This is a genomic window from Promicromonospora sp. NPDC023987, assembly GCF_040639055.1.
In the GTDB taxonomy this organism is placed as follows: Bacteria; Actinomycetota; Actinomycetes; order Actinomycetales; family Cellulomonadaceae; genus Promicromonospora.
In genome coordinates this window covers 123,328-137,068 of sequence record NZ_JBEZZF010000002.1, presented here as the reverse complement: position 1 = coordinate 137,068, position 13,741 = coordinate 123,328, and the positions used below count along the sequence as shown (strand labels likewise).

Genomic DNA, 13,741 nt, shown 5'->3' with positions numbered 1-13,741 from the left:
TGTCGGACTAGCCAGCGCTCAGCCGCACTCTCGCCAGCATCCCCAGCCCTGACAGGGGGCTGATTCGGCAGGGCAAATCCAGTTCTGGCATCTGTGAAGACCGCGTGATGCAGACAACAGAGTGCTTTACATCTCTACTACGCTGGACCAGCCGGGCAGCGCCTGCCGCCCCGGTTCCGATCCGGTGCGTCCACGCGCCAGTAAACCGGCCTGTCAACTCGGCCCTGATGGAGGTCTCCCCCTGTGCACACGGAACCCGCTCCGCCCGGCCTCGCGGACAACCACTACACCGGCGGGGCCGCGCCACAGGCCGCGCCCGGGCCGGGCGCGCTCGACGAGCTCGTAGAGACGATGTCCCGTGTCCGCGGGGCTGTCGAGTCCGTGGTGACGGGCCGGCCGGGACTGGCCGACATCACGCTCGCCGTCCTGCTCGCCGAGGGCCACCTCCTGGTGGAGGACGTACCGGGCGTCGGCAAGACGACGCTCGCCAAGGCGATCGCCAAGAGCGTCGACTGCCACGTCGGCCGCATCCAGTTCACGCCCGACCTGCTGCCGAGCGACCTGACCGGCGTCAACATCTTCCGCACCGGCAGCCATGAGTTCGAGTTCCGGCCGGGCCCGGTGTTCAGCAACATCGTGATCGGCGACGAGATCAACCGCGCCTCCCCCAAGACGCAGTCCGCGCTCCTCGAGTGCATGGAGGAGGGGCAGACCACCGTCGACGGCACCACCCACCAGCTCCCGCGGCCGTTCCTCGTGGTCGCCACGCAGAACCCGGTGGAGATGGAGGGCACCTACCCGCTGCCCGAGGCGCAGCGTGACCGCTTCATGGCGCGGATCACGGTGGGCTACCCGGACTCGGACGCCGAGATCCTCATGCTCGACCGGCAGGAGACCAGCGCACCCCTGGCGCACCTGCAGGCCGTCACCGACGGACGCTCGATGCTGCGGTTCTCCCAGGTCGTGCGGTCCCTGTACGCGTCGCCGTCGGTCAAGCGGTACGTGGTGGCTCTGGTCGGGGCGACCCGCGAGCACGCCGGGCTGCGGCTGGGCGCCTCACCTCGCGCGTCGCTCCAGCTCCTGCGGGCGGCCAAGGCCATAGCGGCCATGGCGGGCCGTGACCACGTGCTGCCCGACGACATCCAGCGGCTCGCGCGACCCGTGCTGGCCCACCGGCTGATCCTCACCACCGAGGCTCGCCTGAGCGGCGTGACCCCCGAGACGCTCGTCGACGAGATCGTGCAGCGCACGCCCGTGCCCGCGCTCGAGCCCGCCGACCGGCGTCAGTTCTGAGCGGCCAGGGCGACAAGCACATGAGATGGCGTGACACGCTCGCACGGATCAGCAGGGTCCGGCTGACGCCGCGCGGTATCGGGGCGGCCTGCCTGGGTGGTGCGCTGATCCCGCTCGGGCTGGTGCTCACCCTCCCCGACCTCGCCGGGCTGGGCGCGGCCGCGCTGCTCGCCGTTGCGGTGTCCTGGGTGGCCATCGGGACCCAGCGGCTCGAGTCCGGGCGCGGCGCACTGCGCGTGACGCGCGCCGTGACCCCGAATCCCGTGGTGCGCGACCGGACGGCGGACGTCAGCCTCCTCGTCGCCGCACACCAGGCCAGCGGCGCCGCGTACGAGCGGCTGTCGCGGCTGCGGCTCTCCGAGCAGGCCGCGCACGAGCTCGCGGGCCATCAGGGGATCCGCGCTCGCGTGTCGGCGCGCGCCGACCGGATCACCGTGCACTACTCGCTGACCCCGAGCCGGCGTGGGCGCTGGTCGCTCGGCCCGCTGCTGACCACCCGGACCGACGTGTTCGGCCTGGTCCGCGCGACCCAGCCGCTCGGTAGCGCGACGCACGTGCCCGTGTGGCCGCGCACCGTCGAGCTCGCCGTGCGCACCCGGTCGGTGGGCGACGTCGACCACTCGGCCACCGGCGCACGCCTGCAGTCGAGCGACGACTCCGTGCTGCGCGAGTACGTGGCGGGCGACGACCCGCGCCGGGTCCACTGGGCGAGCGCCGCCCGCCGGGGCCAGCTCATGGTCCGGGCGGACGAGAGCGCCGGGGTGCGCCCGGTGACCGTCCTGCTCGACCGCTCGCTGCTCCCGCACTGGCAGGAGGCCGGCAGCCCGCGCCGCCCCGCCGCCGTGGACGACGGCGAGTGGGCGGTCGAGCTCGCGGCCTCCATCGCCACGTCGTTCCTCGACGCCGGGCACCCCACCCGCCTGCTGACCACGGACGTCGCGCCCCGCCTCGAGGGCCTGCGGTTCGCGGCCACGCGAGCGAGCCGGGCCGCGCTGCTCGACGCCTGTGTGGACATCCGCGGGCACCGCGGCGCCGCGGAGGGGCACCACGCGACGAGCACCACCGCGCGTGCGCTCCGGCTCGCCCGGACGGCCGGTGAGATCGTCATAGCGGTGCTCGGCCCGCACGACTCCGACGCCCGCCACGCCCTCGCCGCCCTGGGCGTTGAGGGCACCTGCTGGGCGCTCCTCGTCTCGCCCCGGGGCCCGGGGTTCCGGCACGAGCTGGACGAGACCGCCGCCGAGCTCCGCGCGTCCGGCTGGCACGTCAGCACCTCGGAAGCCCGAACCGACCCGGAGCGTGCCTGGGCCCTGCTCGCGGAGCGTGCACTGTGATCCCCGCACACCGCGGACCGCTGGTCCGCACGGTCGCCTCCGGCGTCCTCGTCGCCATCGCCGTCATCGCGTCCATGCACGCGCTCACCCTGGTCATCGACCCAGGACCCTGGCTCACCGCGGGCACGACCGGTGTCGTCCTCGTGTCGACCACCAGCTGCCTCGTGCGGTATTTCCTGATCCGTGCGGCCGTCGACCGCGCTGCGGTCCGGCGGGCCGCCGGACAGGGCCTGAGCGCCGACCGGGCCGCGGACCGCGCGGCCGGCAGTGCGTCGTTCGTCGCGACGGCGGCCGGTGTGGTGGTCGCGTTCTGGTTCGTCCTCGCTCGCTACGGCGGTCCAGGGCAGCGCTTCGAGCCGTTCGTGGGGCCGGACGCCTTCGACCAGGTCATCGAGCGGTTCCGCCAGGCCACCGAGACCATGAGCACGCAGGTCGCCCCGGTCGGTCCCGGGGAGGCCATCAGCATGGTCGCCGTCGGGGGCACCCTGCTGGTGCTGCTCGTGACGGACTCGCTCGCCGGTGCCCGGATGCCCGGCTTCGCCGGCGTGCCCCTGCTGCTCCTGTGGACCCCGCCGCTCACCCTGATCGGTGAGGTCCAGTGGCCGGTCTTCGTCATCAGCGTGACCGCGATGCTCCTGCTGCTCACGGTCGACCCCGTGGGCGTGACGCCCGGCCGGCACAGCGACTCCGACTCGGCCGCGGTACGCCGCGCGCAGCGGTTCCGCTCCTGGATCACAGCGCTGACGTCCGTGGCGGTCGCCGCCACGTCGCTCGGTGTCGCGACCGGTATGGCCTCGCTGCCCGCGCTGGCCGGGACGTGGAACCAGCTCATCTCCACGCCTTCCGACACGGTCGAGCTGTCGTCGGAGCTGGACATGCGCCAGCCGCTGAGCGCCCGCTCGTCCAGCACCGTGCTGACGTACACGATGGGCGAGGACGAGACCGCCGGCCCGCTGCGCGTCATGACCCTCACGGCGTTCGACGGCGTCCAGACCCGCCGCGCGGTATCCGAAGGCGGCCTGGCCGAGTTCGACTCGTCCCGCGTCCTCGCGCCCGAAGGCGAGGGCGCGGTCGGCGAGGGGCGCCCGATGGACATCGAGATCGGGCAGCTCACCGGCGCCGAGCTGCCCGTGCCGCTCGAGCCCCGGTCGATCGACGTCGAGGGCGCCTGGGGCTACGACGCGATCCGCGACGAGGTGCGCGGCGACGGCACCGAGCCGGGCTCCCGGTACCGGGTCGAGGTCGTCGACCGCGAGCTCACGCCGGAGCGGCTCCGCTCCGCGCCGATGACCGGAGACCCGCGGTCCGCCGGCTACACGGAGGTGCCCGACACCGAGCACCGGGACGAGATCGCCGCGTACGCCCAGGACGTCGCCGGCGACGCGGCCACCCGGTTCGACGCCGCGGTCGCGCTCCAGAACCACCTGCGGTCCGGCCAGGGGTTCGTGTACAACCCGGACGCCGACTACCGGGGCTCGTCCGACACCGTCTGGGACTTCCTGCAGGACAAGGAGGGGTACTGCACGCAGTACGCCCTCTCGATGATGGTCATGGCCCGCAGCCTCGACATCCCGGCCCGGATCGGCATCGGCTGGCTGCCCGGCCGGCCCGACGGCCAGGGCGGCTACCGGGTCACGGGCCAGGACTCGCACGCCTGGCCCGAGATCTACTTCCCGACGGTCGGCTGGGTCCGGTTCGAGCCGACGCCCCAGGTCCAGACGGGCCCGCTGCCGTCGTACGCGAACCCGGGTCTCGGCAGCCTCCCGAGCGCCTCGCCCACGCCGACGCGGGCCAACGAGGTGCCGTCACAGCGGCCCACGCAGGCACCCGAGCAGTCGGACCCCGCCGCCTCGGCGGGCGGCTCGTCCGAGGGCGGCGACGTGACCGACCGTACGCTGCCCGGGTGGGCCTGGGCGGTGGCGGTGATCATCGGTCTCGGCGTGCTCGGTGGGGCCGCGTGGCTGCTGCTTCGGCGGCGCACGGAGGCTGAGGTGCTCGATCCGGAGCGGGCCTGGTCCCGCGTCCTGGCACTGCTCGCCGAGCAGGACGTGCACCTGGGGCCGTCGGTCACGCTGCGCAGGGCGCCCGCGTACATCGCCGACGAGGTGCGCACCCGCACGGGCGCGCCCCTGCCTGACGACGCCACGGAGCGCCTCACCGCGCTCGCCGGCGCCGCGGAGGAGGAGCGATACGCCCGCCACGCGACTCCCCCGACGCCCATGGAGCTAGAGGAACTCACCCAGTCCGTGACCACGACCCTGACGGAAGCCCTCACCCGCAAGCCCTGACCCCTCGCTGAGTGCTGGATATTTGCGCCTCCCAAGCTCGAAACGGCGCAAATATCCAGCACTCAACGGGTTCGGGGCATGCGACAGGAGCCGGGCCCCGCGGGGCCCGGCTCCTGTTCATGTGGCTGTGTCAGTCACGTCACGTTGTGCCTGTCACGCACATGGGCCCGGGGGTCCAGGTTCGAACCACCGGTGTCGGTCGATCGGTTAGCGACCTACTGACCGCCCTGGTTGCGCCGGTTCTCCCAGCGCTCCTCGAGACGGGCGAGGAAGCCGCCGGAACGGCCACCATCCTGCCGCTTTCGGGGCTTACGTGCTCTCCCCTCGGGCGGCTGGACCGTGCCATCTTCGCCGACGACGCCGACCGGGCCGTCCTGCCGCTTCTTGCGCGGTCCGAGGAACGCGAAGACCACGCCCGCGAACATCAGCACGAAGCCGATGGCACCGAGCCAGGTCTGTGAAGTCGCCGCACCGACGACAAGAAGAAGCAGACCGACGATGACGCCGGCCCCGGACAGCACATAGCGCAGCGCGTTACCCCGACCTGTGGACTGAAGCGTATTAGCAAGCCGCGGGTCGTCTGACGTCAGAGCACGCTCCATCTGCTCCAGCACCCGCTGCTCGTACTCGGACAGAGGCATCGAGACCCCCGGATCTCGCAAAGGAACAGTGTCCCTTCCAGGATAGGACGACCCGGCCGTCGTTGGTAGTCGACATCCCGGGCATACAGGCGACTATAGGGGCAGATCAGTAAAGATGCGTGCCGTTCTTGTGATGTACACCCAGGTCGATCGCCGTTTTTCCAAACTTCTCACGCACCGCGTCGAGCGCGAGCTCCGCCTCCCGCTGTGCTCCGGAGCGCGGATCCACCGATTCTTCGAGCGTCGGCTGCTGCGCGGATCCGCCTCGTTGCTGGAGATTCTCGCCCCGCACGCCCACCAGCCGCACCGGCAGCCCACCCAGATCCACGCCCGCGACGAGCTCGCGCGCGACGAGGTAGATCTCTCGTGCGACGTCGGTGGGGCCGTCCAGTGTTCGCGATCGGGTGAATGTCGCGAAGTCGCTGGACCGAACCTTCACGGACACCGTGCGCGCCATCACGCCCTGGTGCCGCAGACGCGCGGCGACCCGGTCGGACAGCTCCAGGACCCGCCGGCTCACGGCCACCGTGTCGTCCTGGTCCGTGTCGAAGGTGGTCTCGGCCCCGATGCTGTGCTCGCGGTGCTCAGGGACGACGGGACGCGGGTCGCGGCCCCACGACAGGTCGTGGAGGTGGGCGCCGCTCACACGACCGACGGCGCTCTGCAGACTCGCCAGGTCCGTGTGCGCCAGCTCGGCGACCGTGGTGATGCCCCACGCGGCGAGGGACTTCTCCGTCTTCTCCCCGACGCCCCAGAGGGCGCCGACAGGCAGCGTGTGCAGAAAGTCCACGGTGGCCTGGACAGGGACCAGCATCAGCCCGTCGGGCTTGGAGTGGGTCGAGGCCAGCTTCGCCACGAACTTGTTCCGCGCGATGCCCACCGAGGCGGTCACACCGTGCTCGGCCTCGACGCGACGGCGCAGCGCGGCCCCGATCGCCGTGGGCGGACCCAGCCGCCGTCGGGCACCGCTCACGTCGAGGAACGCCTCGTCCACGCTGACCTGCTCCACGAGCGGAGTGACCTCGTGGAGCATGCCCATGACCGAGCGGGACACGTCGCGGTACAGGCTGTGGTCGGGCCGGATCACGGTGGCCTGCGGACACAGCAGGCGCGCACGCGTCATCGGCATCGCGGACCGCACACCGAACGCACGCGCCTCGTACGTGGCCGCCAGCACCACGCCGCGCTCCTGACCCCCGACGATCACCGGCAGCCCGCGAAGCTCCGGCCGCCGTGCCAGCTCGCACGACGCGAAGAACGCGTCCATGTCCAGGTGCAGCACCGAGCAGCCGGACTCGTCCGACCCCCAGTCTCGTCTCGCCGCCGCTGACCGCGGCCCCTTGCTCACGAACGTGCTCCGTCCTTGCTGTCGCTCGGTGCTCCGGGTGTCGCGCAGCCGGGACGCGCACGCCCCGCCACGCACAAGCCTGCTACGACGCCTCTGGCACCAGGGTCAGACGCTGCGCCGAGAACCCCGCGTGCGGGTCCACGAGCATCGCCACCTCGTCCCGGAAGTCCTCGGCACAGGCCAGCAGCTCGTCCGCCCGCGCCGGCTCGACCTGCTCCGGGCGGCCGGCGTCGACCGCCGCGCGCAGCGGCGCACCGGCGGCGAAGTAGCCGGACCAGGCTGCCAGGTCCGGTTCGGCGTGCGCGAGCATGTCCCACACCGTCCGCGCGCCGGAACGCGCTGACGGACGCCCGCGGAGCGCCACGACGGCGGCCGCCGAGCGGATCGCCGCGAGGTGCGCATGGACGAACCGGTCCCCCGGGTCGGCCGAACGCGCCGCCTCGGCCAGCTCCGCGTCCGCCTTGCGCAGCAGCGCGCTGACGCCCGGCGGGACCGCGCGCGGCACGAGCATGCGCGCGGAGACAACGTCCCGTGCGCCCTGAGAGTGCATGCTGCCCATCTCGAACCTCCGATCGAACCCCTTGTGCGACACTATCGAACATACGTTCTATCCTGTCAAGCGGCCCGTGGACCCGAGGGACACTGTCCTCATGGCCCGCCGCTCCGCCCGACGCCGCCCATCCTCCTCCGCACCACTGACACTCCCCGCCGAGCTCCCCGTCGGCCCGGTGCCGATCAGCACCGGCACCGCTGAGGTGGTCCGCGACCCCGACTTCCCGCAGCGAGTGACGCTGCACGTCAACGGCGTGCCGAGCTCCAGCCTCGACCTCGCGGACCCGGGATTTCTCGACTTCGAGTACATGCAGCAGATGGCCGCGTTCGTGGCCCTGCTGCCGCAGGGACCGCTCCGCGTGCTGCACCTCGGCGCCGCCGGCAGTGCCTTCGCCCGGCACGTGGAGCACGAGCGGCCCGGCTCCCGCCAACTCGGCGTCGACCTCGACGCCCGGCTCCTCGAGCTGGTCCGCGCATGGTTCGCCCTGCCGCGCTCGCCCCTGCTCCGCCTGCGCGCGGACGATGCCGGGAGCGCCCTCGCGTCCGCGCGGGACGAGTCCTACGACGTGGTGGTCCGCGACGTCTTCGCGGGTGACCGCACGCCCGCGCACCTCGTGGGCACCGGGTTCGCCGCACAGGCGCACCGCGTGCTCCGCCCGGGCGGCGTCCTGCTGGTCAACTGCGCCGACAAGCCGCCCCTTGCGACGGCCCGCCGCGAGGTCGCGAGCCTCGCCCGGGCGTTCGGGCCCGGCGCCGCGACGTCCGGCAGGCTGGCGGCCGTCGCCGAGCCAGGAATCCTCAAGGGGCGGCGCTACGGCAACCTGGTCCTCGCAGCGGTCCGGGAGCTGCCGGAGGAGCCCCAGGGAGGCAGTCGTGAGGACGAGCGGCCGGGCGGCCCCCAGGACGGCGCACAGCGCCTCGTAGGGGATGTCGGCGACGCGGTGCGGCCCGACCTGCACGACGCCCGCCTGGGGCGCGCCCTGCGCACCCTCGCCGTACCGGCCACGCTCCTCGCCGGCGACGACGTCACGGCGTTCGCCGGCACGGCGGCTCCGCTGGAGACCCCCGAAGCCTGACCGGACGCGAGAAAGGCCGCCCTCCCGGGGGAAGGCGGCCTTGCTCACGAGCACATCAGAGCGGGACTACTGCTTCCGCCTGCGGGCCCTTGGGCCCCTGCGTGATCTCGAACTCGACCCGCTGGGCCTCCTCGAGAGACCGGTACCCGTTGGACTGGATCGCGGAGTAGTGCACGAAGACGTCGGCGCCGCCGCCGTCCTGGGCGATGAACCCGTACCCCTTCTCCGCGTTGAACCACTTCACAGAACCCTGCGCCATGCTGTCCTTCGACCTTCCGTCCGGGATCCGGCGGCGGGCCCGTTGCCCACCTCCGTGCCGCAATGCTTTCCCCGCTTGCACACGACACGGCGGACGTGGCCTTGGTAACTCACTGCAACGTGCGCCAGTGTGGCACGGACCACTCAGATGTGCCACGGAACAGGCACATTTCTGCCGCAGTTATGACACATCGGTCCACAGATGCCCGATTCGAGCGACTACCGGTGTGCGTGTCAGCCTCCGGCTCGGGCCAGAACTGTGCGGTCAGACCGCCGTCCGGCCTGGTCGCTAGTCGCCGTTCTGCTGAGCGAGGAACCGCTCGAACTCCGCGCCGAGCTCCTCGGCGCTGGGGATCGGAGTGGTCTCCGCGAGCAGGCTGGGACGTCCGATCGAGCGCGCGAAGGCGTCGTACTGCTCCTCCAGCGCCTGCACGACGGCCGCGACCTCTGCCGACTCGGCGACCTGCTTCTCCACCTCGATCTTGGCGTCGGTGGCTGCCTCCTCGAGAGCCGGGACCGCCAGGTCGAGACCCGTGGCCCGCTCCGTGTGGTGCAGCGCCACCACCGTGGCCGGTGGGTACCGCGACTGGGAGAGGTAGTGCGGCACGTGGACGGTGAAGCCCATCGCGTCGTGCCCCGCCTCGCCCAGCCGGTACTCGAGCAGCGCCGCCAGCGAGCCCGGCACCTTCACGCTGCCGAACCACGACGTGTAGTCGTCGACCAGGCCGGGCCGCGTCGCGTGCGCCGTCAGGGACAGCGGGCGGGTGTGCGGCAGACCCATCGGGATGCCCTGGATGCCGATCACGAGGCTCACGCCGAACCGCTCGACCAGCTGGATCACCCCGGCCACCACACGTTCCCACTGCAGGTCCGGCTCGGCGCCGTGCATCAGGAGGAACCCGGTGCCCTCTGCGTCGGTCACGTGGTCGATCGCGAGGTAGGGGGCCTGGTAGTCCGCCCACCGGTCGGAGTCGAAGGTCATGGTCGCCCGCTTGGAGCGGTAGTCGAGCAGCTGGTCGACGTCGAACGTCACGAGCCGCTCGACACGGAACTCGTCGACGAGGTGCTCGACGGCGAGGTCGCCCGCGCTGCCCGCGTCGACGAACCCGCGGACGGCGTGCAGCAGCACGGGCCCGTCGGCGCTTCCGGGCACGCTGCGACCCAGCGTCCGCCCGACCGCTGCTTCATCGACGTCGTAGATGCCCTGGGGGTCAAGCACGTGCGCTCCCTCGCTCGTCGGAGTGGTTCCGGATCACCCGGTACGACCCGGGCGTCTGCTCAGGTCCAACAGCACGACGGCCGGGTGTCTTCCCGTTACGCCCTCAGCGTCGTCGCCGGGCCAGCCCGAGGCCGGCCACCGGCGTCATCGACCGGGCAGGCGCACCACGGAGACGAAGAAGTCGTCGATCTGGCGGACCACGTCGATGAAGCGGTCGAAGTCCACGGGCTTGGTCACGTACGCGTTCGCGTGCAGCGAGTACGAGCCGACGACGTCCTCCTGGGCGTCCGACGTGGTCAGCACGACCACCGGGATGTGCCGCAGCATGGGGTCGCCCTTCGCCACGGCGAGCACCTCCATGCCGTCCATCTTCGGCAGGTTGAGGTCCAGCAGCACGAGGTCGGGCGTGGGGACCTTCGCGAACCGGCCCTGCTTGCGCAGGAACTCGAGCGCGCTGACGCCGTCGCCGACCACCGACACGTTGTTGGGCACGCGGTGGTCCTCGAACGCCTCCCGGGTCATCAGGACGTCGCCCGGGTCGTCCTCCACGAGGAGGATCTCCATCACCTTGTGACCGCTCACGCCCGTACCTGTCCCCTGGATTCCGCAGCGACAGGACCCTTCGTCGCGCCCCGCCGTCGGCCCTGGTCAGGCCGCCTCATCCGAGCGTAGTCGACTGCGCGCGTTCGGTCGAAAGCCGCCCGCCCGTGGGCTGGCCCTGCCGCCGGGCGAGGGTGAACCGCACGATGGTGCCGCCACCCGCCGCCGGCTCGATCCAGATCCGGCCCTTGTGGTACTCGACGATGCGTTTCACCAGCGAGAGGCCGATGCCGGTGCCCGCGTACTCGTCGCGCGGGTGCAGCCGCTGGAAGATGACGAACACCCGCTCCGCGTACTGGGCGTCGATGCCGATGCCGTTGTCCACCACCGAGATCTCCCAGTGCGCGCGCATGCTCCGCACCTCGATCCGGATCACCGGCGCCCGCTCGGGGTCGCGGAACTTCAGCGAGTTGCCCACGAGGTTCACGAACAGCTGCTGCAGCAGGGCGCGCTCGCCGTGCACCTCCGGCATCGGGTCGTGGACGATCTCTGCGCCCGTCTCCCTGGCCCGCTCGGACAGCTCGGACAGCGCGGCCGTCAGCACCACCTCGAGGTCCACGTCCTCGCGCGGCACACCCGTCCGGCCGACCCGGGAGAAGCTCAGCAGGTCCTGGATGAGCCGCTGCATGCGCTTGGCGCCGTCCACGGCGAACTCGATGTACTGGTCGGCACGGTCGTCGAGCGATCCGCCGTACCGCTTCTGCAGGAGCTGGGTGAAGCTGGCGACCTTGCGCAGCGGCTCCTGCAGGTCGTGCGACGCCACGTACGCGAACTGCTCCAGGTCGCGGTTGGACCGTTCGAGCTCGCGCGTCTTGTCGCTGAGCAGACCGTGCGCGTTCTCGACCTCCTGGTGGGACAGCCGGATCTCCTCCACCTGGTGCACCAGGTCCCGGCGCATCGTCTCGACGTGCATGGCCAGCAGCGCCACCTCGCCGGCGCCCACGGGCGTGATCTCCCGTCTGAGCTCGCCGCTGCTCACCACCCGCACCCCTGCGGTCAGCTCGGTCAGCGGGCGGATCACCCAGGACTCCAGCGCGAGCCACATCATCGTGCCCATGAGCACGACGACGAAGACCAGCGTGATCACCGCGCCCAGCAGCAGCTGCTCCCAGACCGCCCGGGTCGCCACGATCTCGTCCCGCTGCGCGCTCAGCTCCGCCAGGTACTGCACGACGGCGGTGCGCGCGCTCTCGTACAGCGCGTCCCCCTCCGCGGCGGCCGGGGCCGTGCCGAGGAGCTCCATCCGGCACGCCATCTGCCCGGCCGGCGCCGCCTCGACCGCGGCTACCACGGGCTCCGCGTACTCCTCGAACCAGGCGTCCGTGCGCTGCTTCGCCTCCTTGTAGGCGAGCACCACCTCGGCGTCGGGCTCGAGAGCGCGCCGCTCGACGTCGCCGAGGAGCATGATGCGGCCGCTCGACCCGACCGCGCGCGTCCAGGGCTCCAGCGCGGCGTCGTCGCACGTCGCCCGGTAGGCGCGCAGCGACGCCTCGGCGTCGCCCAGCGCCAGCGAGGCGCGTTCTCCGTCGACCAGCGCCCGGTAGTAGGGCCCGTCGGCCCGTGCGTCGAGGCCCCGCGACTGGACCAGGGCGAGCACCGCCACGGCGAGCGCGATCACGAGCATGGCCGCAACGGCGCCGAGGAGCCGCGCGAGCCGGCTGCGCATGGACACACCGGTGAACCGGTGCTCGGCGGGCACGAGCGTCATGCCCGCGACCACTCCACCGAGTCGGCGAGCGTCGAGGTCCGTTCGGCCGGGCCCGTCGCACCGGCCCCGGCCCAGCCGACGAAGAGCAGCGCCGCGTCGTCGACCAGGGGGCCGCCGTGCAGCTCGCGCACGCGGCGCAGCACGCGGGTCACCACCTCGTCGGTGCCCTGGTCCATCTCGCGCTCCACGACGCTGCGCAGCCCGTGCGCGCCGAGCCGCGGCATCCGTCCGTGCGCGCTGGGCGGCAGGATGGGCGTGCCCTTCGGGTCGGCGCCGACGGCCGCCTCGACGAGCCCGTCCGTGTAGAGCACGGCCGTCCACACCTCGGGCAGTTCGACGGTGTGCGCCGACCAGCCGCCGTCCACGGGTATGCCAAGGGCGCGGCCGCGGCGCGCGGACGACAGCTCCTCGCAGTGGTGGGTGACCAGCACTGCGGCCTCCGCCGAGGTCCTCGGCACCACGAGCAGAGGTGGCAGGTGCCCGGCGAGATAGACGTCCATGCGCCCCCGGTCCGGCGCGATCACCACCTGGCAGATCGTGACGAACACCTCCGGTCGGCCGCGCTCGGCCAGGAGCACCCGCTCCAGCAGCGGCAGGACGTCGTCGGCGGGGGTGTCCGCCAGCACGAGCGTGCGCCACGCCGTCCGCATGGCCGCGCCGAGCGCCGCCTCGTCCGGGCCGTGCCCTGCCACGTCGCCGATCACCGTGACGAGCGTGCCGTCGGGGCGCTCCACCGTGTCGAAGAAGTCACCACCGAGCAGGCCGTTCCCGCCGGGCAGGTAGCCCACCATGACGGAGACCTTCTCGTCGGTGACCAGCTCCTTGGGCAGCAGCGCGCGCTCCAGGCGCGTGGTCTCCGCCGCGCGCACCTCGCTGCGGTACAGCGCGATCTGCTGGGCGGCGGACCGGCGGCGCAGCGTCGCGTACCGGAGGCAGCGGGCGAGGCCGTCGCCGTCCACCTCGCCCTTGACCAGGTAGTCGTCGGCCCCGTTTGCGACGGCTGACGCGCCGAGGTCGTGTGCCGTGTTGCCCGTCAGGACCACGACGGCGGGCTGGACGGGCAGGACCTCGATGCCCTCGATGATGCGCCGCAGGGCGCCCAGCCCTTCGGCGTCGGGCAGGCCGAGGTCGAGCAGCAGGCAGTCCACCGCCACCATCGACAGGACCCCGAGGGCCTCGTCCACGGACCGGGCCCTGTGCAGGTCGGCTCGTAGGTCGGCGTCCACGTCGGCGTCGGCGAGGAGCTCGCTCACGAGGAACGCGTCGGCGTCGTCGTCCTCGACCAGCAGGACCGAGATCGGCCCGTCGATCCAGGACGGGCGCGCCTCGGGTCCGCGCCCTCTTCCGGGCCCCGCAGTACCTGCCCCGCCCAGTGCCATGGCGGCGATCCTATCCAGCGAGATGACGCTGTGTCAGCGGACAGG

The 13,741-nt window shown here is 72.3% G+C and carries 12 protein-coding genes; 4 read left to right on the top strand and 8 right to left on the bottom strand.

Translation table 11 applies throughout. The annotated features are described in order from the left end of the window. Positions 1–351 precede the first annotated feature (351 nt). From AB0F40_RS02005 to AB0F40_RS01995, 3 genes are read left to right on the top strand one after another with little or no spacing between them, the layout of a single operon-like run. Positions 352–1,293, top strand: coding sequence for a MoxR family ATPase (locus AB0F40_RS02005; RefSeq protein ID WP_357463558.1), 942 nt, complete (start codon positions 352–354; stop codon positions 1,291–1,293). A 20-nt stretch (positions 1,294–1,313) separates the two neighbouring features. Continuing rightward, on the top strand, positions 1,314–2,627 hold the full coding sequence (locus AB0F40_RS02000) for a DUF58 domain-containing protein (RefSeq protein ID WP_357463344.1): 1,314 nt from the start codon (positions 1,314–1,316) through the stop codon (positions 2,625–2,627). Further along, positions 2,624–4,915 (top strand): DUF3488 and transglutaminase-like domain-containing protein, encoded by a 2,292-nt coding sequence (locus tag AB0F40_RS01995; RefSeq protein ID WP_357463341.1) that lies wholly within the window; start codon positions 2,624–2,626, stop codon positions 4,913–4,915. Before AB0F40_RS02000 ends, AB0F40_RS01995 begins: the two co-directional genes overlap by 4 nt. A 215-nt stretch (positions 4,916–5,130) precedes the next feature. Here the strand turns inward: AB0F40_RS01995 and AB0F40_RS01990 are convergent, their stop codons facing one another. The 3 genes from AB0F40_RS01990 to AB0F40_RS01980 form a co-directional block, all read right to left on the bottom strand. Then, positions 5,131–5,556, bottom strand: coding sequence for a DUF3040 domain-containing protein (locus AB0F40_RS01990; protein ID WP_357463338.1), 426 nt, complete (start codon positions 5,554–5,556; stop codon positions 5,131–5,133). 106 nt (positions 5,557–5,662) lie between these two features. After that, positions 5,663–6,904, bottom strand: a complete 1,242-nt coding sequence (locus AB0F40_RS01985; protein ID WP_357463335.1) for a DNA polymerase IV — start codon at positions 6,902–6,904, stop codon at positions 5,663–5,665. Between the two features lie 82 nt (positions 6,905–6,986). Further along, entirely contained in the window at positions 6,987–7,454 is a 468-nt protein-coding gene (locus AB0F40_RS01980) for an SAV_6107 family HEPN domain-containing protein (RefSeq protein ID WP_253871765.1), read from the bottom strand. A 100-nt stretch (positions 7,455–7,554) separates the two neighbouring features. Here AB0F40_RS01980 and AB0F40_RS01975 point away from each other — a divergent pair, with 100 nt between their 5' ends. Then, positions 7,555–8,532 carry a fused MFS/spermidine synthase gene (locus AB0F40_RS01975; RefSeq protein WP_357463330.1) on the top strand — a complete coding sequence of 326 codons (978 nt, stop codon included), beginning with the start codon at positions 7,555–7,557 and terminating at the stop codon, positions 8,530–8,532. A gap of 55 nt (positions 8,533–8,587) precedes the next feature. Here the strand turns inward: AB0F40_RS01975 and AB0F40_RS01970 are convergent, their stop codons facing one another. From AB0F40_RS01970 to AB0F40_RS01950, 5 genes are all read right to left on the bottom strand, one after another. Next, positions 8,588–8,791 carry a cold shock domain-containing protein gene (locus AB0F40_RS01970; RefSeq protein ID WP_020016705.1) on the bottom strand — a complete coding sequence of 68 codons (204 nt, stop codon included), beginning with the start codon at positions 8,789–8,791 and terminating at the stop codon, positions 8,588–8,590. Positions 8,792–9,079: 288 nt separating this feature from the next. Then, positions 9,080–10,009: a PAC2 family protein gene (locus AB0F40_RS01965; RefSeq protein ID WP_357463327.1), complete on the bottom strand. Its 930-nt coding sequence runs from the start codon at positions 10,007–10,009 to the stop codon at positions 9,080–9,082. Positions 10,010–10,153: 144 nt separating this feature from the next. Then, the gene (locus AB0F40_RS01960; RefSeq protein ID WP_357463555.1) at positions 10,154–10,573 is read right to left on the bottom strand and encodes a response regulator; all 420 of its coding nucleotides are present in this window, start codon (positions 10,571–10,573) and stop codon (positions 10,154–10,156) included. 94 nt (positions 10,574–10,667) lie between these two features. After that, the gene (locus tag AB0F40_RS01955; RefSeq protein ID WP_357463324.1) at positions 10,668–12,317 is read right to left on the bottom strand and encodes an ATP-binding protein; all 1,650 of its coding nucleotides are present in this window, start codon (positions 12,315–12,317) and stop codon (positions 10,668–10,670) included. Beyond that, positions 12,314–13,696, bottom strand: coding sequence for a fused response regulator/phosphatase (locus AB0F40_RS01950; protein WP_357463321.1), 1,383 nt, complete (start codon positions 13,694–13,696; stop codon positions 12,314–12,316). The genes AB0F40_RS01955 and AB0F40_RS01950 overlap by 4 nt, the downstream gene beginning before the upstream one ends. Positions 13,697–13,741 lie beyond the last annotated feature (45 nt).

Excerpts from the sequence above, each read along its gene's own strand:
- AB0F40_RS02005 (WP_357463558.1), top strand. The coding sequence starts at position 352 with ATGTCCCGTGTCCGCGGGGCTGTCGAGTCCGTGGTGACGGGCCGGCCG.
- AB0F40_RS02000 (WP_357463344.1), top strand. The coding sequence starts at position 1,314 with ATGAGATGGCGTGACACGCTCGCACGGATCAGCAGGGTCCGGCTGACG.
- AB0F40_RS01990 (WP_357463338.1), bottom strand. The coding sequence starts at position 5,556 with ATGCCTCTGTCCGAGTACGAGCAGCGGGTGCTGGAGCAGATGGAGCGT.
- AB0F40_RS01980 (WP_253871765.1), bottom strand. The coding sequence starts at position 7,454 with ATGCACTCTCAGGGCGCACGGGACGTTGTCTCCGCGCGCATGCTCGTG.
- AB0F40_RS01975 (WP_357463330.1), top strand. The coding sequence starts at position 7,555 with ATGGCCCGCCGCTCCGCCCGACGCCGCCCATCCTCCTCCGCACCACTG.
- AB0F40_RS01970 (WP_020016705.1), bottom strand. The coding sequence starts at position 8,791 with ATGGCGCAGGGTTCTGTGAAGTGGTTCAACGCGGAGAAGGGGTACGGG.
- AB0F40_RS01960 (WP_357463555.1), bottom strand. The coding sequence starts at position 10,573 with ATGGAGATCCTCCTCGTGGAGGACGACCCGGGCGACGTCCTGATGACC.
- AB0F40_RS01955 (WP_357463324.1), bottom strand. The coding sequence starts at position 12,317 with ATGACGCTCGTGCCCGCCGAGCACCGGTTCACCGGTGTGTCCATGCGC.
- AB0F40_RS01950 (WP_357463321.1), bottom strand. The coding sequence starts at position 13,696 with ATGGCACTGGGCGGGGCAGGTACTGCGGGGCCCGGAAGAGGGCGCGGA.